This window comes from Bartonella sp. AU16XJBT (assembly GCF_028618665.1).
GTDB lineage: Bacteria > Pseudomonadota > Alphaproteobacteria > Rhizobiales > Rhizobiaceae > Bartonella.
Window position 1 is genome coordinate 1 of sequence record NZ_JAQITF010000007.1, and the last position, 22,974, is coordinate 22,974.

Here is a 22,974-nt window from a genome sequence, read left to right on the forward strand (position 1 = left end):
GTCTTGATACGAATATCAAGAATGTGAATGATCGTATTAAGGAAGTGTCTGAAAGTGTTGCACATGATTCCTTGTTATGGAGTGATGACGCTCATGCTTTTGTAGCGCGTCATGAAAAGAGCAAAGGTGAAAAAGGTAGAGCTGTAGCAACCCAAGAAAACAGCAAGATTACATTTCTGCACGCTGGTGATGTTTCTAAGGATTCGACAGACGCTATTACAGGTGGTCAGCTTTATTCAATGGGCGGCGAAATTTTAAAGTATTTGGGTGGTGGAGCTAAGTACGAGAATGGTCAATGGACAGAACCCAGTTTCAAGATTAAAAAATTTGCATCTGATGGTAGTACAACAGATGAAAGTTATTCAAGTGTAGCAGCTGCTTTTGAAGGTGTGAATAGTTCTTTTTCAGATCTTCATAAAGAGATTAAGAATGAAATTACCAATGTAAAAGGTGATAGTCTTGTTAAGTGGGATGAAGAGAAACAACTAGTCAGGATTGGTGGAGAAAAAGATGGTTCTGCAATCAATATTGCAGATAAGGGGAATAAGGATAGAATCCTTTCAGGCGTAAAGAAAGCAGAAAAGTCCAATGAAGCCGTTAATAAAGCGCAGCTTGATGAGAACGTGGATAAACTTTCTAAAGATATTGAAGATGTTCGTTCTGTGGCGGTTTTTTATGATTACGATACAGAAGAGATCAATCCACTTATGAGATCAGCGCGTAAAGCGAAACAAACCAGTGTGACTTTTGGAAATCCAAAGGAAGGTACTGTTAGTTTGCGTAATGTTGGAAATGGTAATATTGCCAAGGATTCAAATGAAGCAGTAAATGGTTCGCAGCTTTTTGAGACAAATAGTAAGGTTTCTACTTATTTAGGCGGTGATGCTAAGTATGAGAATGGTCAATGGGCAGCCCCAAGCTTCAAGGTTACAACAGTCAAAGATGATGGCAACTCTGAAGAGAAGAGTTATGGAAATGTAGCTGAAGCTTTAGCGGGTGTTGGCACTTCCCTCACAAATGTAAAAAATGAGATTACCAATGAAATTGCCAATGTGAAAGGCGATAGCCTTGTTAAGTTTGATGAAAAGGCAAATCTGATCAAGATTGGTGGCGAAAAAGAAGGTACGAGTATCAGTATTTCGGATAAGGATAGAGGGGATAGAACGCTTTCCGGTGTGAAAACAGCAACGAAGGACAATGAAGCCGTTAATAAAGCGCAGCTTGATGAGAACGTGGATAAACTTTCTAAAGATATTGAAGATGTTCGTTCTGTGGCGGTTTTTTATGATTACGATACAGAAGAGGATTCAGAAGAGATCAATCCACTTATGAGATCAGCGCGTAAAGCGAAACAAACCAGTGTGACTTTTGGAAATCCAAAGGAAGGTACTGTTAGTTTACGTAATGTCGGTAATGGTAATGTTGCTGAAGCTTCAAATGAAGCAGTAAATGGTTCGCAGCTTCATTCATTAGGCGATAAGGCTGCGACATATTTAGGTGGTAGTGCAACATTTACAGAGGGTGTTTTTACCGCTCCGACTTATAATATTTCTAATATTACTGACGATGGTACGGCAACAGAAAAGTCATATAGCGATGTTGGTAGTGCGTTTGCTGGTCTTGATACGAGTGTCAAGAATGTGAATACTCATCTAACGAATGAGATCAAAAATTTTAATGAAAAACTAACGAATATTACGCAAGAAGTCCAAGGTGATGCCTTGTTATGGAATGAAAGTGAAAAAGCGTTTGTAGCCTTGCATGGGGATAAGGAAAGCAAAACAAGCAGCAGGATCACATCACTTGCGGCTGGTTCTATAGCATCAGGCTCGAGCGATGCGGTTACGGGTGGACAGCTTCATACTATTACAGATGATTTATCAAAGATTTTAGGTGGTACTGTATCCTTTGATGGTGAAAGCTTTAAAGGACCAAAGTATGACTTATCGACAGTTTCTAAAGATGGTAAGGTAGATGACAAAACCTATGAGGATGTTGGTTTGGCCTTTAAAGGACTTGATGATAATATCCAGATTGTGAACGATCGTATTAAGGAAGTCTCAGAGGGCGTTGCGCATGATTCCTTGTTGTGGAATGATGAGGCCAATGCCTTTGTAGCGCGTCATGAAAAGAGCAAAGGTGAAAAAAGCAGAGCTGTAGCAACTCAAGAAAACAGCAAGATTACATTTCTTTTAGATGGTGATGTTTCTAAGGATTCGACAGATGCTATTACAGGTGGTCAGCTTTATTCAATGAGCAATACGCTTGCGACCTATTTTGGCGGTGGAGCTGAATATAAGGATGGCCAATGGACAGATCCTAGCTTCAAAGTTAAGCAAATCGGCTCTGATGGCGATATTGGTGAGGAGTCCTATAACAATGTAGCAGATGCTTTATCTGGTGTTGGATCTTCTTTCAAGAGTATTCATGATGAGATTAGCACTATGATAAGTGATAGCCTTGTGAAGCAAGAAGACAAAACTAATCGTATTACTGTTGGAGCAGAAACAGGTGGGGGTGAAATCAATATAGCCAACAAGAATAAAGAAGATCGGACTCTTTCTGGTGTAAAGAAAGCAGAGAATGATAATGAAGCTGTTAATAAAGGTCAGCTTGATAAAAGTTTAAAAGATCTTTCTGATAATCTTCAATCTGATGAATCAGCCGTTGTTCATTATGATAAAAAAGATGGAGAAAATGGCGGCATTAATTATACAAGTGTGACTTTGGGTAAAGGTAAGGATTCTACAGCTGTGGGTCTCCATAATGTTGCGGATGGTTCTATAGCATCAGGCTCGAGTGATGCGGTTACGGGTGGACAGCTTTATACACTAGGGAGCAGTGTTGCAAAGTCTTTAGGAGGAGAAGCTAGCTATGAGAGTGGCAAATGGGTAGCCCCAAGCTTCAAAGTTAAGACAGTTAAAGAAGATGGCAGTGCTGTTGAAGAGAGCAGCTATGATGATATAGTTTCAGCCTTTGCGGGAGTAGGTACGTCTTTTGAGAATCTTCAAAAAGAGGTTACTCAAAGCAATACGGAGGTTACTGAAAATATTAAGCAGAATGCACTATTGTGGAGTGATAGTGCAAAAGCGTTTGTAGCGCAGCATGGAGAAAAAGATGGTGAAAAGACAAACAGCAAGATTACCTCTCTTCAAAATGGAGAGATTTCTGAACACTCAACGGATGCGGTTACGGGTGGACAGATTTATTCATTGAATAAGACGGTTGCTTCATATTTTGGCGGTGGTGCTGGATATAATGATAAGGGAGAATGGGCAGCGCCAAGTTTCAAACTTAAAACCATTAATTCAGATGGCACTCCTAGTGAAGAGAAGAGTTATGATAATGTAGCGGATGCCTTTGCTGATGTTAGCAGCTCATTCACGAATATTAAAAATGATATTACTAATGTAGTAAGCGATAGCCTTGTTAAGCAAGATGCCGAAACAAAGGTTATCAAAATTGGTGGCGAAAAAGATGGTGCTGCAATCACTATTGCCGATAAAGACAGTAAGAGTCGCACTCTTTCTGGCGTGAAGGAGGCAGAACAGGACGATGAGGCAGTTAACAAGGGTCAGCTTGATAAAAATGTAACGAAACTTTCTGATGAAATTAAAGAGGTGCGTTCAGCTGCAGTTTTCTATGATTATGATGAGGAAGAAGCTTCAGATGACGTCCGCGGATTTACAAGATCAGCTCGTAAAGTTAACAAAGATAGTGTGACTTTTGGAGACCCAAGTAAAGGTCAAGTTGCATTACATAATGTTGCCGATGGTAAGATTGCCAAAGATTCTCATGATGTTATCAATGGTAATCAGATTGATGCAATCTCTCAGGATGTTGCTAAATTTTTGGGTGGTGATGCAAAATTTAGCGATGGCACGTTTACTGATCCCACTTATAAATTATCTAAGATTTCTACAGAGGGTAAGGTAGAAGAGGGCGAATTTAAAGATGTTGGTACAGCTTTTGAAGGGCTTGATACTAGTGTCAAGAATGTAAACCAGCGTATTAAGGATGTTTCTGAAAGTGTTTCTCAGGATTCTTTGAACTGGAGCAATGATAAAGGTGCCTTTGTAGCGCAGCATGGAGAAAAAGATGGTGAGAAGACAGCCAGCAAGATCACCTCACTTGCGGATGGCTCTATAGCATCGGGCTCGAGTGATGCGGTTAATGGTGGACAGATTTATTCTTTGAATCAGACGCTAGCCAAGTATTTTGGTGGTGAAATGAAGTATGAAGATGACGAATGGAGCGAACCAACGTTCACGCTTAAAACCTACAATGCAGATGGTACGGAAGGTGATCCACAGGAACATCATAATGTAGCGGAAGCGTTTGCAGGAATTGATAAGAATGTTCAGAACATTGTTAAAGACTTTAATGAAAAAGTCACGAACATCACAGAATCTGTGCAAGGCGATGCCTTGTTGTGGGACAAGACTACAGGTGCCTTTGTAGCGCAGCATGGAGAAAAAGATGGTGAGAAGACAGCCAGCAAGATCACCTCACTTGCGGATGGCTCTATAGCATCGGGCTCGAGTGATGCGGTTAATGGTGGACAGATTTATGATCTGAATCAGTCTCTAGCGACGTATTTTGGTGGTGATGCTAAGTATGTTGATGGAGAATGGAGCCTTCCAGGTTTCAAGATAATGACTTTCCAAGAAGATGGCAGCTTTGAAGAGGAGGATTATGATAGCATTGCAGCTGCGTTTGCCGGTATCAATAAGGTTTTCAAGAATCTTCATAATGAGATTTCAGACAACATTGAGCAGAATGCGTTGTTGTGGAGTGATGATGCCGGTGCGTTTGTAGCGCAACATGGAGAAGAAGGTAAAAAGGACAACAGCAAGATCACGTTCCTTGCGGAAGGTAAGATATCAGAAGATTCAACGGATGCAATTAATGGTGGTCAGATTTATACTCTTCAACAGAGCTTTGCCTCCTATTTTGGTGGAGGAGCTGGTTATGATAAGGAAGGGAACTGGCAAGCCCCCACATTCTACGTTCAAGCATTCAATGAAGATGGTACGAAAGGTGATAAAGAAGAGCGTAAGAGTGTTTCTGAAGCATTTGATGTTGTTAATGACAGCATGAGCACAATCAACGATCGTATAAAAGAAGTTGAAAAGGATGTTTCTTCGAATGGTCTGAATTGGAATGAAAAGGAAGGGAGCTATGATGCGTCTCACGCTGATGATCAGGGGGTTAAGAGTCCTAGTAAGATTATCAATGTAGAGGATGGGAAAGTAGACGAAGATTCGAAAGAAGCAGTTAATGGAGGTCAGCTTTGGAAAACCCAGCAGATGATTACAGATCAGGTCAAGGATATTGAAACTAAATTTACGGAGGGCTCTGTTCAGTATGATAAAGATGCTGATGGTAACAAGACCAACAAAGTTACGTTGGTTGGTGGCGATGACAGTTCTCCAGTGTTAATAGACAATGTAGCGGATGGAAAGATTGAAAATGGTTCGAAAGAAGCTGTTAATGGAGGTCAGTTACATGATTACACAGAACAGCAGATGAAGACGGTTCTTGAAGATGCCAAAAAGTATACGGATAAACAAGTTTCTAATATTGTAAAAGATGGCGTTAATGAGGCTAATTCGTATACGGATATGAAGTTTGAGACGCTAAATTATGCTGTTGAGGATGTTCGCAAGGAAGCAAGACAAGCAGCAGCGATTGGTTTAGCGGTATCCAACTTACGTTACTATGATATACCAGGATCTTTAAGTGTTTCATTTGGTAGTGGTTTGTGGCGCAGTCAATCCGCATTTGCTATTGGGGCTGGTTATACATCTGAAGATGGAAATATTCGGTCGAATGTATCTATTACGAGTGCTGGAGGTCACTGGGGGATAGGTGCTGGAATTACTCTGAGGTTGAGATGATAATAGAAAAAATGGCTGCTATTGTAAAAAAGAGAAGTATGTTAATAAAAGTTCTGTTTGCTCTTGTCTTAATAGGCAAGAGCGAAAGCTTTGCTAACGAGAACAATAATATTTATACAGTGCATCCACCGCACTTATCGATACCTAGAGGAGAACCAGGTGAAACACGTCGAATTATTATGCAGTTTTATGACTGGACTTTGATTTGTGATGAAAAACAAAAGCTTAAGCAAGGTATATGTAATGTGACACAGACTGTTCATGATCAGGAAGGAAATACCGTTTTTAGTTGGTCTCTTGTTTCTACGACAAATGGTCAAGCAGTGATTCTTTTTCGAACATTACCAAATTCTGATATAAATGTTCCGATTCAAATGTTTGTGAAAGGTGTAAAAAAACCTGTTCTTATTCATTATACGCAGTGTAATGAAACGGTTTGTTTGGCACAATCACCAGTAGGGCCGGTTCTTACTAAACAAATAGAGCAGGACAATACAGTACGTATTTCCTATAAACTTAAAGAGGGAAAGGTATTTTCTTTTACTGTGCCATTTAAAGGATTAAACGCAGCGCTTAATTCTTTGCGCCCTTAGAAATTCATTGAGTATTTTTAACAAGAGACATTTTTTCATAAATCGTTGTGTTATATTTTTGAATGTAAATTATAAGGTGCAATAAGTGAGAAGTTTTATGTAATATGATAGAGAGGTGATTTATTCGAAAGAGTGGGAGTTTTATGAAGTTAAAGCCACAATGAGTGCTTTATATAATAGAAAATTAGGTTAGAGCGTTCCACAAATCTTAAGAGTGATGGCGTTAGTTGTTAGCAATAAAAAGTGATTAGAAATACTCAATTTTAAATAAATAGAAATATGGCTTCCTTACTAATAAGAAGCAGGCTAGGATTTTTTCGAAGTTTCATATGGCTTTTTAAAGCAGTCTGATTAAAGATTAATATTTTTCAATTGAAATATTATAATAACAAGTAAATTTATAATCCTAGAGAATTTTTTGAATGATAATTTTTCTTTGTATTCACGAGATAACGACTATCGTAATTATATTTTGTAGGACCATGAAGCTTTTCTTCTAGCATAATCAAAGCCATTTTGTTGCATATAACAAACGAGGTCCGTTTGTGGATAACGCGATTAAAAAAAAGAAAAATTTTTTCTTATAAACTCTATCAATATATAGGTTGTTGCAACCTTAAGCGTTAGCAAAGAGTATGAAGGTACTGGTTTGTTACAATAGAGCTATACTTCGTGTGAATGATATAAAAATAGCATAATTTACGAAATTGATGTGAACGTAAACGATTAATTTATAGTTTTAAGTTCATAAAGAGAAGTATGACTTCACGGAAACATCAAAGGATTATACAAAATTTGAATGATACTAGCGTAGAAAATTTCGATGATAAGAAAAAAGGGAATGGTTTCTTGTATTTTATCATTTGATGCTGCATTGTTGCTTTATTTAGGAATGAGCAGAAGAGTTTTCGCGTTTATTTATTGGGGGAAACGCTCAAGGGATAAGAGAAATGACCCCGTTAAATTATGGTTCAAAAGAGATAAAGCAAGGAGAGTCATATGATACCGAAGTAAATCAGTTGTATGACCAGTGTGAGAATGATAGAAATAATCGTTCTGAATTGTCACGAACAGAGGCATGCTCTATCCTTGTTGATATAAAGAGGCAACAGAGAAAAAGACATTGTAAACAGAAACAGGTTTTGATTCAATCGGAGACAGCTTTTGAATTTTATAGTCAGACAATGATAGGTGCTCAAAAAACAAAAAAACTCAAAGCGCCTTTTCTCCGACGGTTTTCTCAAGTAAAATCTCCACCTCTTTATGCGGCTCTTGATTTGGGAACGAATAATTGTCGTCTTCTTATCGCATCTCCTAGCAAACCTGGATATTTTCGTGTTGTTGATGCTTTTTCTCGTATTGTACGATTGGGAGAAGGTTTAATAAATAATGGTTTTCTTAATACACAAGCTATGGATCGTGCGATTGAAGCATTAAAGATTTGTCATTTAAAGCTAAAACAAAGGCATATTAAGCGTTATCGCTTGATTGCAACGGAAGCTTGCCGTTCAGCAGAAAACGGTAGACATTTTATTCAGCGTGTTTTGGATGAGACAGGTCTTGAATTAGAAATTGTTGATCGGCAAACAGAAGCACGTTTTGCTGTTACAGGATGTAGTACACTTGTTGAACCAAATACTGAAGCAATTGTGCTTTTTGATATTGGAGGAGGATCATCAGAAATTGTGCTCCTTGATGTTTCTCAAAAGCGTTCTTTTCGTTTAGCTGGACAAATTACTGCTTGGACTTCTCTTCCTGTTGGTGTTGTTACGCTTGCTGAACGTTTTGGAGGGAATAATATTAGTTTAGATGATTTTGAAAAAATGAAAAGTTATGTGCGAGGGTTGTTAAATAATTTTTCAGATCGTCATAAATTAGGAGAGTTAGCGCAAGGATCGAAGTTTCATCTTTTGGGAACCTCCGGTACGGTTACGACTTTAGCAGGGATGTATCTTAATTTAGAGCGTTATGATAGGAGGAAAGTAGATGGCATTTGGATGGATGATGCAGATATTACTCTTATGACAAAACGCTTATTGTCATGGGATATAGAAAAACGTGTCATAAATCCTTTTATTGGGCGAGAGAGGGCAGATTTAGTTTTAGCTGGTTGTGCAATTTTAGATGTTATTCGAGAAGTTTGGCCAAGTCAGCGTTTAAGAGTTGCTGATCGTGGATTAAGGGAAGGAATTTTGATAGAGCTGATGTTACGCGATGGTGTGTGGTGTCGTCGTAGAAAGAGCAGAGATTTCAAGCGTTAAAGAATTAAATGTGGAGACAATGAATACAGATGAAAAAAACAACCAAAACCCCAACGGGTGGCTATGGAGGTTCAGGATCACATGAATTATATCAGCGCGTAAAAAAGAAAACTGGAACCATTAAAGCTTCATCACGGCGATGGTTAGAGAGGCATTTGAATGATCCTTATGTTCATCAATCAAAAGTAGATGGTTATCGTTCGCGCGCGGCTTATAAACTCATTGAAATTAATGAGCGTTATAAGTTTCTGAAAAAAGGTCAAAAAGTTATTGATCTAGGGGCAGCACCGGGGGGATGGTGTCAGGTAGCTGAGCGCATAGTAGGATCAAGTGATGAAAAACCTAGTGTTGTTGGTATTGATTATTTGCATGTTGATCCATTGCCTAGAGTTGCGATGCTAGAAATGGATTTTTTACATGCAGATGCACCGCAGAAATTAATTGAAACTCTAGGAACAAAACCCGATGTGGTTCTTTCTGATATGGCGGCGCCAACAACAGGTCATCGTCAGACGGATCATTTAAGAACGATTTATTTATGTGAAGTTGCAGCTGATTTTGCTCTTTCGGTTTTGAAGCCTGGGGGACATTTTTTAGCAAAGGCCTTTCAAGGAGGAGCAGAAAATACTCTTCTCGCAATGTTAAAACAGCATTTTAAAAAAGTCTATCATGTTAAACCACCCGCAAGCCGATCAGAATCCGTGGAGCTTTATCTTCTAGCACTTGAATTTAAGGGAAAAACAAAAATACAAGAATAGCGCCTTCTTTTAAGAAGGCTTCACTTTACTTAACCTATTTAAATGGGATGACTTTTTTCTCAAAGAGTTATCAGCAATAGTGACAGTTTTTCTGTTATCAATGATGAAAAACTGGTAAAATTAATGTATTGCCTATAGAGGTAGAGAAAGTGATTCCTCAGTGAGTGCTTCCAATGAAATTTCTTGATCAAGCTAAAGTTTATATTCGTTCTGGTAATGGAGGTTCTGGAGCAGTATCATTTCGCCGTGAAAAATTCATAGAATTTGGGGGACCAGATGGAGGGAATGGAGGACGGGGTGGTGATGTCTGGGCTCTTGTTGTTGATGGGCTTAACACGCTGATTGATTATCGCTACCAACAGCATTTTAAAGCAAAAACAGGGGGGCATGGCAAGGGGCGTAATATGACGGGTGAGAAGGGTGATGATGTCATCCTTAAAGTTCCGGTTGGGACGCAAATTTTTGAAGAAGATAATACAACGTTAATCTGTGATTTAACACAAGTGGGACAGCGCTATCGCCTTGCGAAAGGAGGGAATGGCGGTTTTGGTAATCTTCATTTTACAACATCGACAAATCGGGCACCGCGTCGCGCAAATCCAGGTTTAGCTGGAGAAGAGCGTGCTATATGGCTTCGTTTGAAGTTAATTGCTGATGCGGGGCTTATTGGTTTACCCAATGCCGGAAAATCAACTTTTTTAGCTTCTGTAACGGCAGCAAAGCCAAAAGTTGCAGATTATCCTTTTACCACTCTCCATCCTCATCTTGGTGTTGTACGAATTGATGGTCGTGAATTTGTTTTGGCTGATATTCCGGGGTTGATCGAAGGAGCCCATGAAGGGGTGGGAATTGGAGACCGTTTTTTAGGACATGTGGAACGTTGTCGGGTCCTCCTTCATTTGATTTCTGCTCAAGAAGAAGATGTTGCAAAAGCATATCAAATTGTGCGTCATGAACTTGAGGCCTATGGAAATAATCTAAGTGATAAAACTGAAATTGTCGCGTTAAGCCAGATAGATACGCTCACGATTGAAGAGCGTAAAATGAAGCAGGAAGCTTTGCAAAGAGAAACGGATCAACCTGTTATGATGTTTTCGGCTGTTAGTCGCGAAGGTTTAGAAAATGTACTGCGTGCTGGTGCACATATTATTGAGATGTCACGCAAAGAGGAGATGGGTGGGGATAGCAGGATTGATTGAGATGGCTGTTGGATTGCAAAAACTCACACACTATAAACGTATCGTGGTCAAGATTGGATCTGCACTTTTGGTTGATCCTCAGACAGGTTTACGCGTTGAATGGCTTAAAAGCTTGATTAATGATGTTGTTGAATTGCACAAAGGAGGCGTAGAAATATTATTGGTGTCTTCAGGCGCTATTGCGCTAGGAAGGACATTGCTACAGCTTCCTAAGGGAGCTTTGAAATTGGAAGAAAGTCAGGCATGTGCTGCTTTGGGACAAATTGAATTAGCGAAAACCTATGGTGATGCGCTTGCACAACATGGGCTCAAAACAGGTCAAATTTTGCTCACTTTATTTGATACGGAAGAGCGAAGGCGTTATCTCAATGCACGTGCGACGATCAATGTGCTTTTACGTTTTGGAGCAGTGCCTGTTATTAATGAGAATGATACTGTCGCGACGAATGAAATTCGTTATGGTGATAATGATCGTTTAGCTGCACGTGTGGCAACAATGATGGGCGCAGATCTTTTAATACTCTTATCTGATATCGATGGTCTTTATACAAAGTCTCCCCATTGTGATCCGACGGCTGAATTTATTCCTTTTGTGGCGTCCATTACGCATGATATCGAAAAAATGGCAGATGTTGCTGCTTCAGAGTTTTCGCGGGGAGGAATGAAGACCAAGCTTGATGCTGGAAAGATAGCGAATGCTGCTGGAACGGCGATGATTATTACTTCAGGCAAACGTATGAATCCCCTTGCGGCGATTGACAAAGGTGAACGCAAGAGTTTTTTTGCGGCCGGTGAGAAATCTGTTAGTGCTTGGAAAACATGGATTTCTGGTCATTTAGATCCGTCTGGTATTTTGACGATTGATCAAGGAGCCATTAAGGCTCTTGAATCAGGAAAATCATTATTAGCAGCAGGGGTTATTGCTGTTGAGGGAAATTTCCATCGTGGGGATACGGTTGCTATTGTTGATATAAATGGGGTTGAGATTGCGCGTGGACTTGTAAGTTATGGCAAAGATGAAGCTGTACGCATTATAGGGCGTAAAAGCGAAGAAATAGAATCTATTCTTGGGTATGAGGCACGCTCTGCTATGGTGCATCGTAATGATATGATTTTACGCTGCTTGACCAATTCTGTTTAAAAAAGTTACTTTGGTTTTATTGTTTTGGTAGAGTGAATGATACGATGACTTTAGAAGAACAAATGAAAGATATGGGAAAAAAAGCACGTTTTGGCGCTGCAGCTTTGGCTGTTGCTTCTTCTGAGCAAAAGAACAATGCGTTGGAAATGATCGCTTTAAGTCTAGAGGCTCACTCAGATGAAATTTTACGGGCGAATTGTTTGGATTTAGAGAAGGCTGCTCAGAATAATTTGAAAGCCGCAATGGTTGATCGGCTCAAATTAGATGAATTGCGTTTGGGTGCAATGATAGATAGTGTTCGCCAAGTTGCTCGTTTATCTGATCCGGTTGGGCAGGTCATGAGTGCGTGGACACGCCCCAATGGGCTTCATATAAGTCGTGTACGGACACCTCTTGGTGTGATTGGTATTATTTATGAGAGTCGCCCAAATGTTACAGTTGATGCGAGTGCTTTGTGTTTAAAAGCGGGTAATGCCGCGATTTTGCGCGGTGGTTCGGATAGTTTTCATTCTTCACATGCTCTTCATCGTGCATTAGTACAAGGTTTGGAGCGCGCTGGTTTACCGAAAGATGCAATTCAAATGGTTGCAACGACAGATCGTGCTGCCGTTGGGGAAATGCTCAAAGGATTGGATGGAGCGATTGATGTGATCGTGCCACGTGGTGGAAAGAGTCTTGTTGCGCGCGTTCAGTCTGATGCACGTGTTCCAATTTTTGCCCATTTAGAGGGACTTTGTCATATTTATATTGATAAATCAGCAGATTTGGATATGGCGCGCAATATTGTTTTAAATGCGAAGTTGCGTCGGACAGGGATATGTGGTGCTGTTGAGACAGTTCTCATTGACAACGAGGCATTAAAAAAGTTTCTTCCTGTTTTGACTGCTTTACAGGAGAAGGGGTGTGAAATCCGTGCCACAGAAGATATTGTATTTCTTCTGCCAGATGTGAAATTAGCCTCTGAAGAAGACTGGTCACATGAATATCTTGATGCTATTCTTTCTGTTAAAACGGTTGAAGGGGTTGAGGGAGCCATTTCTCATATTAAGCGTTATTCATCAGGACATACGGAATCGATTATTGCTGAGGATATGGAAGTGGTGAAGAATTTTTTTAATCATTTGGATTCAGCTATTTTATTGCACAATGCGTCCACACAATTTGCTGATGGAGGTGAGTTTGGTTTTGGAATGGAAATTGGTATCGCAACAGGAAAAATGCATGCACGTGGTCCCATAGGTGTTGAACAGCTGACATCATTTCAATATCATGTTAAAGGAAATGGTCAGGTTAGAGCTTGAAAAATCCATTTTTTCCATGGAAAAATCGTATGCCACCTGTTGAAAGATCCAATGTTGTGGGTCTTTTTGGTGGTTCCTTTAATCCGCCGCATGCGGGGCATCTTCTTGTTGCAAAAATTGCTATTCGTCGTTTGCATCTTGATCAGTTATGGTGGATGGTTAGTCCAGGGAATCCTTTAAAGGATTGTACACAGTTGCTTCCTTTAGAGGAGAGGATGCAATTAAGTTTTAAGCTTATTGATCATCCGAAAATTCGCTTAACAGGTTTTGAGCAGGCTATAGGGAGCAAAGTATCAGTCGAGACGATTTTTCATATTCTGAATCATTACAGTGGCGTAAATTTTGTATGGATTATAGGTGCAGATAGTTTTACAACGATTCATCATTGGTATCGATGGCGTGATATTGTCTCTATGCTTCCTATTGCAATTATTGACCGTCCTTTAGGCAATAAGTCAGCTCTCTCTTCTCCTATGGCACACATTTATCACCAGTTTCGTTTGGATGAGAGAGAAAGTGAGCGATTACCTTTTATAAAACCACCAGCTTGGACTTATTTGCATGGACCTTTATCTTTTCAATCTTCAACAAACCTTCGTTTGAAGAAGAATAATTTTTCTTGAACAATTTATAAGATTCTGCTTCTCTTTAGAGAAAGCTTTTTTACATTCTACAACAATAAGAAAGGAATATTGATCTGAAAAACGTTGTACAAAACCACTCTTACGATATGATGCCCTTAACAGAAAAAGAAGTTTTTTCTGTTAAGGAGAGTCTGGAAATTATTCTCAAGAGTTTAGAAGATACAAAAGCAGAAGATATTGTTGCTATTGATATTCAAGGGAAGTCATCTTTGGCTGATTATATGGTCATAGCTTCAGCAAATTCCCAGCGTCATGTATCTTCTATTGCTGATCATTTGTTACGCATTTGGAAAGACAGTGGGCAAGGCCTTGCACGTGTAGAAGGGCTTTCTGGAGGTGATTGGGTGTTAATTGATACAGGTGATATTATCATTCACCTTTTTCGTCCGGAAATTCGTCTTTTTTATAATTTAGAAAAAATATGGATGGCTCCAGATTTAAACAATACAACATCGGTTCTCTTCGGAGATCATTAAAATGCAAATTTCTATTTTTGCGGTTGGTCGTATGAAAAGTGGAGCAGAGCAAAAATTGGTTCTGCATTATTTGGATCGTTTTTCTAAAAGTTCTGGAGCTGTAGGATTTCATTTAAAAAAGTTACAAGAGATACCAGAAAGTCGTGCTCAAACAGCGTGTCAACGTATGGAGGAAGAGGGAAGAAAACTTATTGAATTTTTACCTGAAAAATGTCGATTAATTGTGTTGGATGAGCGTGGAGAGTCGATTTCTTCAGCTGCTTTTGCTGAAAAATTAGGGTGTTATCGTGATGAAGGCATTCGAGATGTCATCATTGCTTTGGGGGGACCTGATGGGCATAATGAACAAATAAGGAATCGTGCTGATTTTCTTTTATCTTTTGGTTTTATGACGTGGCCACATCAAATTGCACGCATTCTTCTCACAGAACAACTTTACCGTGCTGTAACCATTGCAAATCATCATCCCTATCATCGTTTTTAAATATTTTTGTTCAATTTTTATCACTTATTTATATATTTATTAATATAGTTTTAGCCGACACCGTTTAAAGCATCTCTCGTGTATACGATGAGGTGTTATGGTTTTTGCAAATGAAAAAGCTTCTTCATAGAAAGATGCGATATTTATATGGGGAATGCGTGATATTTGTCATCCTGCTCTTGAGTATGTTTTTTTGCTTTTCTGCATCGCATGCGGAAGATACAATGAGGAGTACAGAAGTACATAAAGAATTGGGAGAAATTCGTCAAAATATTTCACTTTCGCGTGAGCGTGTTGTTTTTCTTACGCGTCAAGTTGAGAATTTAAAAAAAGATCAACGTGTTTTGAGTGATGCACTCATAAAAGCTGCTCAAGAAGAACGTAAAGTCGCAGATGATATTGCAGAAAGGGAAGAAAAGCTTGAAAAAATGATAGAAAAGCGGGTACAAGTCTATCAAAGTTTAAAAAGTCGTCGCACTGAATTTGCAGAAGTTCTTGCAATTTTAGAACGTATGGGATTAAATCCACCTCCAGCTCTTGTGATACAGCCAGAGGATGTGTTGGCTTCTATGCGCAGTTCTGTTTTATTAGGGGCTGTCATTCCTCAGATGCAAGAGAAAACACGAGATTTAACAGAGAAACTCAAGGAGTTGACCAATTTAAGCAATTCCATTACTATGGAATATACGGCATTAAAGACCAAACTGCAAAGTCAAGCAGAACAGCGAAAACGTCTAGAGCTTTTATTAGACAAAAAAAACAAACTACAAAAAAAATCAGAAAAAGAACTTACAGAACAGCAACAAAAAAATATTGCTCTTGCTAAAAAAGCGCAGTCTTTGGAAGAATTGATTTTAGAGCTTGACCGTCAGTCAAAACTTAACTCTGATTCATCAATACAGATACGGAAAAGTTTACAATTGTTAGAGCAATCCAATTTTGAAAGCCGAAAAGGTTCTTTACTTTTTCCTGTTTCAGGAAAAAGAATCCGATATTCTCATAAGAATTCGCAGATTACGCGTTTTGGTGAGACGATAGAAACAGAGTCAGGGGCTGTTGTTATATCGCCCGCGGATGCTTTTGTTGCTTTTGCTGGGCCATTTCGTTCTTACGGACAGTTAATCATTCTCAATGTTGGAAATGGTTATCATATCATTCTTACTGGAATGTCGAAAATTAATGTAAAACAGGGGCAGTTTGTTCTTTCAGGTGAGCCTCTGGGTATGATGGGGATGCAATTTATTGCAAATAGTGTTGCATTGGATATAGGAAAAGCTTCTCCAATGCTTTACATTGAGTTTAGAAAGCAGGGAAAGCCTGTAAATCCAACTCCTTGGTGGCAGACTGAAAAAATGAGAAGGAGCCAAAATGATTCGTAAAGTTATTCTTTTGGTCGCTGGGGTATTGCTCGGCGCCTGTTCAATGATTATGGTGCAGTCTGTTGCTGCAAATAATGAAGATAACGCCTATAAAAAATTGGCCATATTTGGCGATGTTTTTGAACGCGTGCGTAAGCAATACGTCACAGTTCCAGATGATAAAAAGCTTATTGAAAATGCTATCAATGGCATGCTTACATCACTGGACCCCCATTCATCTTATTTGAATGCTGAAGAAGCTAAAGATATGCGGGATTCTACGAAAGGAGAATTCGGAGGTCTTGGTATTGAGGTCACTATGGAAAAAAACTTAATTAAAGTTGTTTCACCGATGGATGATACCCCCGCTTCAAAAGCAGGTATTCTAGCAGGAGATCTTATTTCAAAAATTGATGATGTACAAACGAATGGTCAAACATTGAATGAAGCTGTTAATAAAATGCGAGGGGCTCCTGGAACACCAATTACTTTAACAATTATTCGTTCTGGCGTTGATCAGCCATTTGAAGTTAAAATTATTCGTGATATTATCAAGGTAAAAGCGGTGAAATATCGGGTTGAGGGCGACATTGGATATTTAAGAGTTATTCAGTTTTCTGAGCAGACATTAGGGAATCTTCTGGCAGCGATTAAAGATATCCAATCTAAAATTCCTGAAGATAAACTAAAAGGTTATGTTCTTGATTTGCGGCTTAATCCTGGTGGACTTTTAGATCAAGCTGTTAATGTTTCGAGTGCTTTTCTCAATAAAGGTGAGATTGTATCAACGCGTGGCCGTAAAAAGAGTGATGTGACGAGATTTGATGCGAAGCCAGGTGATGTCATCAATGGAAAACCACTCATTGTCCTTATTAATGGTGGTTCGGCAAGTGCTTCTGAAATTGTTGCAGGTGCCCTACAAGATCATCGTCGTGCAACAATTTTAGGGACGCAATCTTTTGGTAAAGGATCTGTTCAAACGATCATTCCTCTAGGCGAAGATGGTGCCTTACGTTTAACAACAGCACTTTATTATACGCCGTCTGGCACTTCTATTCAAGGAACAGGGATCACACCTGATATTATTGTAGAGCAACCACTTCCTGAAAAATATAAGGGTTATGATGTAAAAGTTGGTGAGTCCGCATTAAAAGGGCATATCAAAGGGAAACGAGAAAACAATAAAGGATCTGGTTCAGCTGCTTTTGTTCCGAAAGATCCTAAGGATGATATTCAATTGAATGAGGCTTACAAACTGTTACGGGGTGAGCTGGCGAATGCAGCATTTCCACCAGATCCCAATAAGGATATATTAAAGTGAGAAATGATATCGATAGCTTGCGCTTTTGAGGAATATAATGGATGCAGATGTTAACTTGAAGACTCTTCCTTATCGCAGATGTGTTGGGATTGTTGTCTTTAATCATGAAGGTAAAGTTTGGGTCGGGCGTCGTTTAATGACGCCTGCTCATGCGGATATTGAAATATCGCATCGTTGGCAGCTTCCTCAAGGAGGGATTGATGAAGATGAAAAGCCATTAGATGCGGCATATCGTGAACTTTATGAAGAAACGGGTATTCGATCTATAAAGTTGATTAAAGAAGCGCAAAATTGGTTCCACTATGATTTTCCACAAGAACTTGTTGGAAGCGCATTAAGCAACAAATATCGTGGGCAAATGCAAAAATGGTTTGCGTTTCAGTTTACGGGAGAGCTTTCTGAAATTGCAATTAATCCACCGCCAGACGGCAATAAAGCGGAATTCGATCAATGGAAATGGATTGATCTAGAAACCCTTCCTTTGATTGTTGTTTCTTTTAAAAAGCATGTTTATATGAGAGTTGTCAACGAATTTCGAGGTAGCCTTAGGTCATTATAAAAGCTATATGACTATGAGAAAGCTTTTTTTATTAAGATGCTTTATATGATGTATATTATTTATAAATGATAATCATGTTTCTCTTTTATGTAAAGAACAGGAATATAAAATGAAAAAGTTATTTAATTTACTTATAGTTTGTACTCTTTTGAGTATTTCATCTGTTGCATTTGCAACAAGTTCAAAGCCTTCTGCACCGAAAGAGGCAGCAGCGACATTGCCAAATGGCGCTTCTTCTTTAACTGAAACCTATGGTTTGTGGACCATTAACTGTGGGTTACAAGAAGGGAAAAGAATTTGTTTTATGCACCGTCAAGAAGTAAATGAGCAGGGGCGTGTTATTGTGGCTATGAGCCTTATTCTCAATACTGAAGGTGTTGTATCGGGTAATTTAACAGTTCCTTTTGGCATTTTGGTTTCTAAGCCTGTCCGTTTACAAGTTGATGAAGGAAAAGCTGTTATTGAAACCGGTATTCGGACTTGTGTACCAGCAGGTTGCATGGTTCCAGTTGCTTTTGACAAAAATCACGTAGCAGCTTTACGTTCTGGAAAACAATTAAAGTTGGCGATGACAATTGCGGCTGCAGGTGAACCAGCTTTGAATGATTTATTTGTTCAGCTCGATGGTTTTAGTAATGCCCTTAACCGTTTGATTGCTTTGCAGAAATAATTTTAAAAACAAAAACGGCCTTTTAAGGCCGTTTTTAGTTTTTGCGTATATGATCATTCAAACGATGAGATTTAAGGTTAATCTTATAATTAAGAGGTTTTAAAGTTTTCAGATTATTTTCTGTTTCTTTTCTTTCCATTGCACTATTTTTAATTTTGATATTTGTCTTCTCGCTTCATCATCATTAAATGGAGAGGCGGAGAAGTTGGAATATTTAGTCTTTTATTCACAGAATATTAGAGTATAAATATTGTATTCAATATACAGACTTATCTTAACGAAGGCTTTTTATACGCTTTTCTGTTTCCTGGATTGAAAGAGATAACGCATGGTTTATGCATTGCTTCAAACGATTGATTTGGTTTTTAATATTTATATTGATATTTTAATTGCTAGTGTCATTTTTTCTTGGCTTTATGTTTTTAATATCATAAATTCGCGCAACCGCTTTGTTATTTTGATAGGAAACTTTTTATATCGCCTTACAAATCCCATTTTAAACCCTATCCGGCGGATTTTACCAAATTTGGGAACAATTGATATTTCGCCTATTGTGGTGTTTATTATTATTTATTTTATTCGTACTTTTATGTGGCGCGCTTACGCAAGCATGTATCTATAGAAATGTGATTTGAGGCAAATATATGTTTTATCAAGTTGATAAAAGTAGTTTGATTTTGTTTGTATACCTCATTCCCAAATCATCTGTTGACAAAATAATAGGGATTGAATGTAGGGATGGTGAGAAACAATATCTGGTTACACGCCTTCGTGCTGTTCCTGAAGATGGCAAAGCAAATAAAGCTCTCATTAAATTTTTTGCGAAGCAGTGGAAAATTCCATCTTCTTCTATTTCTCTGAAAAGTGGGGCAACATCTCGCTACAAACAACTTCACTTTTCAACACATTTAGAAGAGTTAAAGGAGATATGGCAATCCTTTAGAGATCGTATCTCGTAGAAAAATAAATAATAAAGCCTATTAAAAAATAGGCCTTATGTTATTAAAATTATTATATTTCTTTGTTGCGCTCAACCGCTTGCTTAATTAATTCATGAGCAAAGTTTTTATTACGCCACCCTTCAATTTTGGCCCATTTTCCAGGTTCCAAATCTTTATAATGCTTGAAGAAATGTTCAATTTGCTTGAGTGTAATCTCAGGCAGGTCTGTATAGTCATGAATATTGATATAGCGTTTTGTTAATTTTGGTGTGGGAATGGCAATAATTTTTTCGTCTTTACCACCATCATCTTCCATCATCAGAGCCCCAATAGGGCGAACATTGATCACACAACCAGGCATCAGTGGACGGGTATTACAGATAAGAACATCAATAGGGTCACCATCATCTGAAAGTGTATGAGGAACAAAACCATAATTTCCAGGATAAACCATTGAGGTATGAAGAAAACGGTCAACGAATAATGCGCCCGACTTTTTATCCATCTCATATTTTATTGGTTGACCACCAAGAGAGACTTCCACAATAACATTAATATCTTCTGGTGGGTTTTTGCCTACGGGTATTTCCTTAATATTCATAGAGACATCCTTTCTGGGATTAAAGTAAGGCTTACAATAAAATATTTTACCAAAGAGATTATGAAATTAGCTTGAAATTGATGCACGCGTTTTTTCAAAACGCTTACGTTCATTGGGATCAAGATAAAGTTTGCGGAGACGAATATTTTTAGGGGTGACCTCCACAAGTTCATCATCTTGTATCCACGATAGAGCACGTTCTAATGTCATTTTAATGGGAGGCGTTAACTTTACGGCTTCATCTTTTCCAGACGCACGCATATTGGTGAGTTTTTTTCCTTTTAAAACATTGACTTCTAAGTCGTTATCCCGTGAGTGGATGCCAATAATCATACCTTGATAGACTTTCACACCTGCATCAATGATCATAGGCCCGCGATCTTCAAGATTAAAAAGAGCATAAGCGACAGATTCACCGTTGTCATTTGAAATCATAACACCATTAACACGCCCAGCAATGTCTCCTTTATAAGGTTCATAAGCATGGAAAAGGCGATTCATAATTGCTGTACCACGGGTATCCGTTAAAAGTTCAGATTGATAACCAATGAGTCCTCGAGTGGGCGCATAAAAAACAAGGCGGACACGATTACCTCCAGAAGGGCGCAATTCCACCATTTCGCCTTTACGTTCAGACATTTTTTGTACAACAGTACCGGAATATTCTTCATCAACATCGATAACAACTTCTTCAATGGGCTCGAGAGTTATTCCATTTTCATCTTTTTGCATCACAACACGTGGGCGTGAAACACTAAGCTCAAATCCTTCACGGCGCATATTTTCAATGAGAACCGCAAGCTGTAATTCTCCTCGTCCTGAAACATAGAAAGAATCTTTATCGGCTGATTCTTCAATTTTAAGGGCGACATTGCCTTCTGCTTCTTTTAACAAACGGTCACGAATGACACGGCTTGTTACTTTATCTCCTTCCGTTCCTGCAAGGGGACTATCATTGACGAGAAAACTCATCGTAACAGTAGGAGGATCAATTGGTTGAGCCGTAAGGGGGTCATTAACAGCTGGATCACAGAAAGTATCCGCAACGGTACCTTTTTGTAGACCTGCAATCGCAACAATATCACCAGCACTTCCTTCTTCAATAGGTTGCCTTTCTAGACCACGAAATGCTAAAATTTTTGAGATACGTCCAGTTTCTAAAAGTTTTCCATCTTGCCCAAGAACCTTAACATTTTGATTGGGTTTTAGAGAGCCGGAATGAATACGACCTGTAATAATTCGCCCCAAAAACGGATCTGCTTCAAGAATAGTCCCAATCATGCGGAATGGTCCTTCTGCTACACTAGGAGAAGGAACATGCCGCGTTACAAGATCAAATAAAGGACTAAGTCCCTGATCTTTTGGTCCCTCAGGGGCTTCAGCCATCCATCCATCGCGCCCCGAGCCGTAAAGAATAGGAAAATCAAGCTGTTCGTCGGTTGCATCAAGAGCGGCAAAAAGGTCAAAAACCTCATTAATGACTTCATCAACGCGTGCATCAGGTCGGTCGATTTTATTAATAGCAACAATAGGGCGCAATCCCACTTTTAATGCTTTCCCAACGACAAATTTTGTTTGTGGCATTGGTCCTTCAGCTGCATCAACAAGGACGATGGCTCCATCAACCATATTTAGAATACGTTCAACTTCTCCACCAAAATCAGCATGTCCTGGTGTATCAACAATATTAATTCGAGTCTCTTTCCAAACAACAGATGTTACTTTCGCTAGAATTGTAATTCCACGTTCTTTTTCAATATCGTTTGAATCCATCATACGTTCGCTTGTACGCTGATTATCACGGAAGTTTCCTGATTGCTTGAGAAGTCCGTCTACAAGCGTTGTTTTCCCATGGTCAACGTGGGCAATGATGGCAATGTTACGCAATTGCATAAATTTTCTTCTTTTCGTTTAATGAAATTTCATTTGAGGCAAAGTCTTTACATTCTTCGCCTGACTATTAAAAAGCCTTTTACATGTTTTTTTATAATTTTGGAAGATAGAGACCATATTTTTATGGCAAAACGATTCATCCAAGTCTTTAATGTTCTATGAAGCCTTAATTGCTGGAGTTTCGTAAAAGAACTTTATCGTTCGTGTGTGTTCTATTCTCGAGCCAAGAATTGTCCATAAATCATAGTCAACTGGATTTTTATCAATATGACGCAAGAAATTTATATGAACGGCTTGTAGGAATAAGTAAAGCAAGCTGTGTCATCTTTGTTGTTTTGCAAAAATATTGATAAAAATTTAGAATATCTCTCAATCTATAGCCAATCTATTGACAGCTTTATAACATTGTTATTCCTAATAAAGCTTTCGTTTCTTTTGGAGTTTGTCAATCAACATCTCCAGATTTAATGCAACCGCATATTTAAGATAAATACTGAGATTTAAGAATTTTATAAGAAGTTCTAACTTTTGTATGCCAGATGAGAGGAAAAATGATATCTATTTGATTTATTTATGAAATACGAACACAGCCTGATTTATAAAGAATATGAAGGTATAGAAAGTTTCCCTCTTTGCTGTTATTTTTAATTCGGTTTTATGACTTTAAGATCTTCTCAAGAATTACATTTAAAATCATCGAGATTGGTGTATTGCCTACACTTTTGTTTATCATACTTTATAGAATTATACCTCTCCTACAAATAGAACGCTCTAAAAAGAATACATTTGTTGTGCACATTTCTGTCTTCTTTTAAAGAGAGATGCCTTAATATCACATATCCATTGCATGATAGGGCCAATGAATGCTCTAATA

18 protein-coding genes are annotated in these 22,974 nt (G+C 38.6%); 16 read left to right on the forward strand and 2 right to left on the reverse strand.

Going from position 1 to position 22,974, the window contains the following annotated elements; genetic code table 11:
* The first annotated feature begins 23 nt into the window (after nt 1–23).
* The 16 genes from PVV66_RS05310 (at nt 24) to PVV66_RS05385 (ending at nt 19,624) form a co-directional block, all read left to right on the forward strand.
* Nucleotides 24–5,900, forward strand: a complete 5,877-nt coding sequence (locus tag PVV66_RS05310; protein ID WP_273760960.1) for a YadA-like family protein — start codon at nt 24–26, stop codon at nt 5,898–5,900.
* A complete protein-coding gene (locus PVV66_RS05315; protein WP_273718116.1) occupies nt 5,897–6,493 on the forward strand; it encodes an invasion associated locus B family protein in 597 nt (198 codons plus the stop codon). The genes PVV66_RS05310 and PVV66_RS05315 overlap by 4 nt, the downstream gene beginning before the upstream one ends.
* Before the next feature lie 950 nt (nt 6,494–7,443).
* Nucleotides 7,444–8,754, forward strand: a complete 1,311-nt coding sequence (locus tag PVV66_RS05320; protein ID WP_273718118.1) for a Ppx/GppA phosphatase family protein — start codon at nt 7,444–7,446, stop codon at nt 8,752–8,754.
* Between the two features lie 29 nt (nt 8,755–8,783).
* Nucleotides 8,784–9,512 (forward strand): RlmE family RNA methyltransferase, encoded by a 729-nt coding sequence (locus PVV66_RS05325; RefSeq protein ID WP_273718120.1) that lies wholly within the window; start codon nt 8,784–8,786, stop codon nt 9,510–9,512.
* Between the two features lie 173 nt (nt 9,513–9,685).
* Entirely contained in the window at nt 9,686–10,711 is a 1,026-nt protein-coding gene (gene obgE / locus PVV66_RS05330; protein WP_273718122.1) for a GTPase ObgE, read from the forward strand.
* A 1-nt stretch (nt 10,712) separates the two neighbouring features.
* Nucleotides 10,713–11,852: a glutamate 5-kinase gene (gene proB / locus PVV66_RS05335; RefSeq protein WP_273718283.1), complete on the forward strand. Its 1,140-nt coding sequence runs from the start codon at nt 10,713–10,715 to the stop codon at nt 11,850–11,852.
* 44 nt (nt 11,853–11,896) lie between these two features.
* Nucleotides 11,897–13,153 (forward strand): glutamate-5-semialdehyde dehydrogenase, encoded by a 1,257-nt coding sequence (locus PVV66_RS05340; protein WP_273718124.1) that lies wholly within the window; start codon nt 11,897–11,899, stop codon nt 13,151–13,153.
* A gap of 29 nt (nt 13,154–13,182) precedes the next feature.
* On the forward strand, nt 13,183–13,776 hold the full coding sequence (locus tag PVV66_RS05345; RefSeq protein WP_273718126.1) for a nicotinate-nucleotide adenylyltransferase: 594 nt from the start codon (nt 13,183–13,185) through the stop codon (nt 13,774–13,776).
* A gap of 107 nt (nt 13,777–13,883) precedes the next feature.
* Entirely contained in the window at nt 13,884–14,273 is a 390-nt protein-coding gene (gene rsfS, locus PVV66_RS05350) for a ribosome silencing factor (protein ID WP_273718128.1), read from the forward strand.
* Nucleotide 14,274: 1 nt separating this feature from the next.
* On the forward strand, nt 14,275–14,757 hold the full coding sequence (gene rlmH, locus PVV66_RS05355) for a 23S rRNA (pseudouridine(1915)-N(3))-methyltransferase RlmH (protein WP_273718129.1): 483 nt from the start codon (nt 14,275–14,277) through the stop codon (nt 14,755–14,757).
* A 134-nt stretch (nt 14,758–14,891) separates the two neighbouring features.
* Nucleotides 14,892–16,136: a murein hydrolase activator EnvC gene (locus PVV66_RS05360; protein WP_273718284.1), complete on the forward strand. Its 1,245-nt coding sequence runs from the start codon at nt 14,892–14,894 to the stop codon at nt 16,134–16,136.
* A complete protein-coding gene (locus PVV66_RS05365; RefSeq protein ID WP_273718131.1) occupies nt 16,126–17,436 on the forward strand; it encodes a S41 family peptidase in 1,311 nt (436 codons plus the stop codon). The genes PVV66_RS05360 and PVV66_RS05365 overlap by 11 nt, the downstream gene beginning before the upstream one ends.
* Nucleotides 17,437–17,473: 37 nt before the next feature.
* Nucleotides 17,474–17,995, forward strand: coding sequence for an RNA pyrophosphohydrolase (locus PVV66_RS05370; protein ID WP_273718133.1), 522 nt, complete (start codon nt 17,474–17,476; stop codon nt 17,993–17,995).
* Nucleotides 17,996–18,104: 109 nt separating this feature from the next.
* Nucleotides 18,105–18,665, forward strand: a complete 561-nt coding sequence (locus PVV66_RS05375) for an invasion associated locus B family protein (protein WP_273718134.1) — start codon at nt 18,105–18,107, stop codon at nt 18,663–18,665.
* 328 nt (nt 18,666–18,993) lie between these two features.
* Entirely contained in the window at nt 18,994–19,287 is a 294-nt protein-coding gene (locus PVV66_RS05380; RefSeq protein WP_273718136.1) for a YggT family protein, read from the forward strand.
* Nucleotides 19,288–19,309: 22 nt separating this feature from the next.
* Nucleotides 19,310–19,624 carry a DUF167 domain-containing protein gene (locus PVV66_RS05385; protein ID WP_273718138.1) on the forward strand — a complete coding sequence of 105 codons (315 nt, stop codon included), beginning with the start codon at nt 19,310–19,312 and terminating at the stop codon, nt 19,622–19,624.
* Between the two features lie 52 nt (nt 19,625–19,676).
* Here PVV66_RS05385 and ppa read toward each other — a convergent pair whose 3' ends face one another.
* Together ppa and typA are read right to left on the reverse strand one after the other, a co-directional pair.
* Complete coding sequence (ppa, locus tag PVV66_RS05390) at nt 19,677–20,207, reverse strand: inorganic diphosphatase (RefSeq protein WP_273718140.1); 531 nt, start codon at nt 20,205–20,207, stop codon at nt 19,677–19,679.
* 66 nt (nt 20,208–20,273) lie between these two features.
* Nucleotides 20,274–22,100: a translational GTPase TypA gene (gene typA, locus PVV66_RS05395; protein ID WP_273718141.1), complete on the reverse strand. Its 1,827-nt coding sequence runs from the start codon at nt 22,098–22,100 to the stop codon at nt 20,274–20,276.
* Between the last annotated feature and the right edge of the window lie 874 nt (nt 22,101–22,974).

Bases quoted from the DNA above. Each gene is read 5' to 3' on its own strand.
- PVV66_RS05315 (WP_273718116.1), top strand. From the start codon at position 5,897: ATGATAATAGAAAAAATGGCTGCTATTGTAAAAAAGAGAAGTATGTTA.
- PVV66_RS05320 (WP_273718118.1), top strand. From the start codon at position 7,444: ATGACCCCGTTAAATTATGGTTCAAAAGAGATAAAGCAAGGAGAGTCA.
- PVV66_RS05325 (WP_273718120.1), top strand. From the start codon at position 8,784: ATGAAAAAAACAACCAAAACCCCAACGGGTGGCTATGGAGGTTCAGGA.
- obgE (WP_273718122.1), top strand. From the start codon at position 9,686: ATGAAATTTCTTGATCAAGCTAAAGTTTATATTCGTTCTGGTAATGGA.
- proB (WP_273718283.1), top strand. From the start codon at position 10,713: ATGGCTGTTGGATTGCAAAAACTCACACACTATAAACGTATCGTGGTC.
- PVV66_RS05340 (WP_273718124.1), top strand. From the start codon at position 11,897: ATGACTTTAGAAGAACAAATGAAAGATATGGGAAAAAAAGCACGTTTT.
- PVV66_RS05345 (WP_273718126.1), top strand. From the start codon at position 13,183: ATGCCACCTGTTGAAAGATCCAATGTTGTGGGTCTTTTTGGTGGTTCC.
- rsfS (WP_273718128.1), top strand. From the start codon at position 13,884: ATGATGCCCTTAACAGAAAAAGAAGTTTTTTCTGTTAAGGAGAGTCTG.
- rlmH (WP_273718129.1), top strand. From the start codon at position 14,275: ATGCAAATTTCTATTTTTGCGGTTGGTCGTATGAAAAGTGGAGCAGAG.
- PVV66_RS05360 (WP_273718284.1), top strand. From the start codon at position 14,892: ATGCGATATTTATATGGGGAATGCGTGATATTTGTCATCCTGCTCTTG.
- PVV66_RS05365 (WP_273718131.1), top strand. From the start codon at position 16,126: ATGATTCGTAAAGTTATTCTTTTGGTCGCTGGGGTATTGCTCGGCGCC.
- PVV66_RS05370 (WP_273718133.1), top strand. From the start codon at position 17,474: ATGGATGCAGATGTTAACTTGAAGACTCTTCCTTATCGCAGATGTGTT.
- PVV66_RS05375 (WP_273718134.1), top strand. From the start codon at position 18,105: ATGAAAAAGTTATTTAATTTACTTATAGTTTGTACTCTTTTGAGTATT.
- PVV66_RS05380 (WP_273718136.1), top strand. From the start codon at position 18,994: ATGGTTTATGCATTGCTTCAAACGATTGATTTGGTTTTTAATATTTAT.
- PVV66_RS05385 (WP_273718138.1), top strand. From the start codon at position 19,310: ATGTTTTATCAAGTTGATAAAAGTAGTTTGATTTTGTTTGTATACCTC.
- ppa (WP_273718140.1), bottom strand. From the start codon at position 20,207: ATGAATATTAAGGAAATACCCGTAGGCAAAAACCCACCAGAAGATATT.
- typA (WP_273718141.1), bottom strand. From the start codon at position 22,100: ATGCAATTGCGTAACATTGCCATCATTGCCCACGTTGACCATGGGAAA.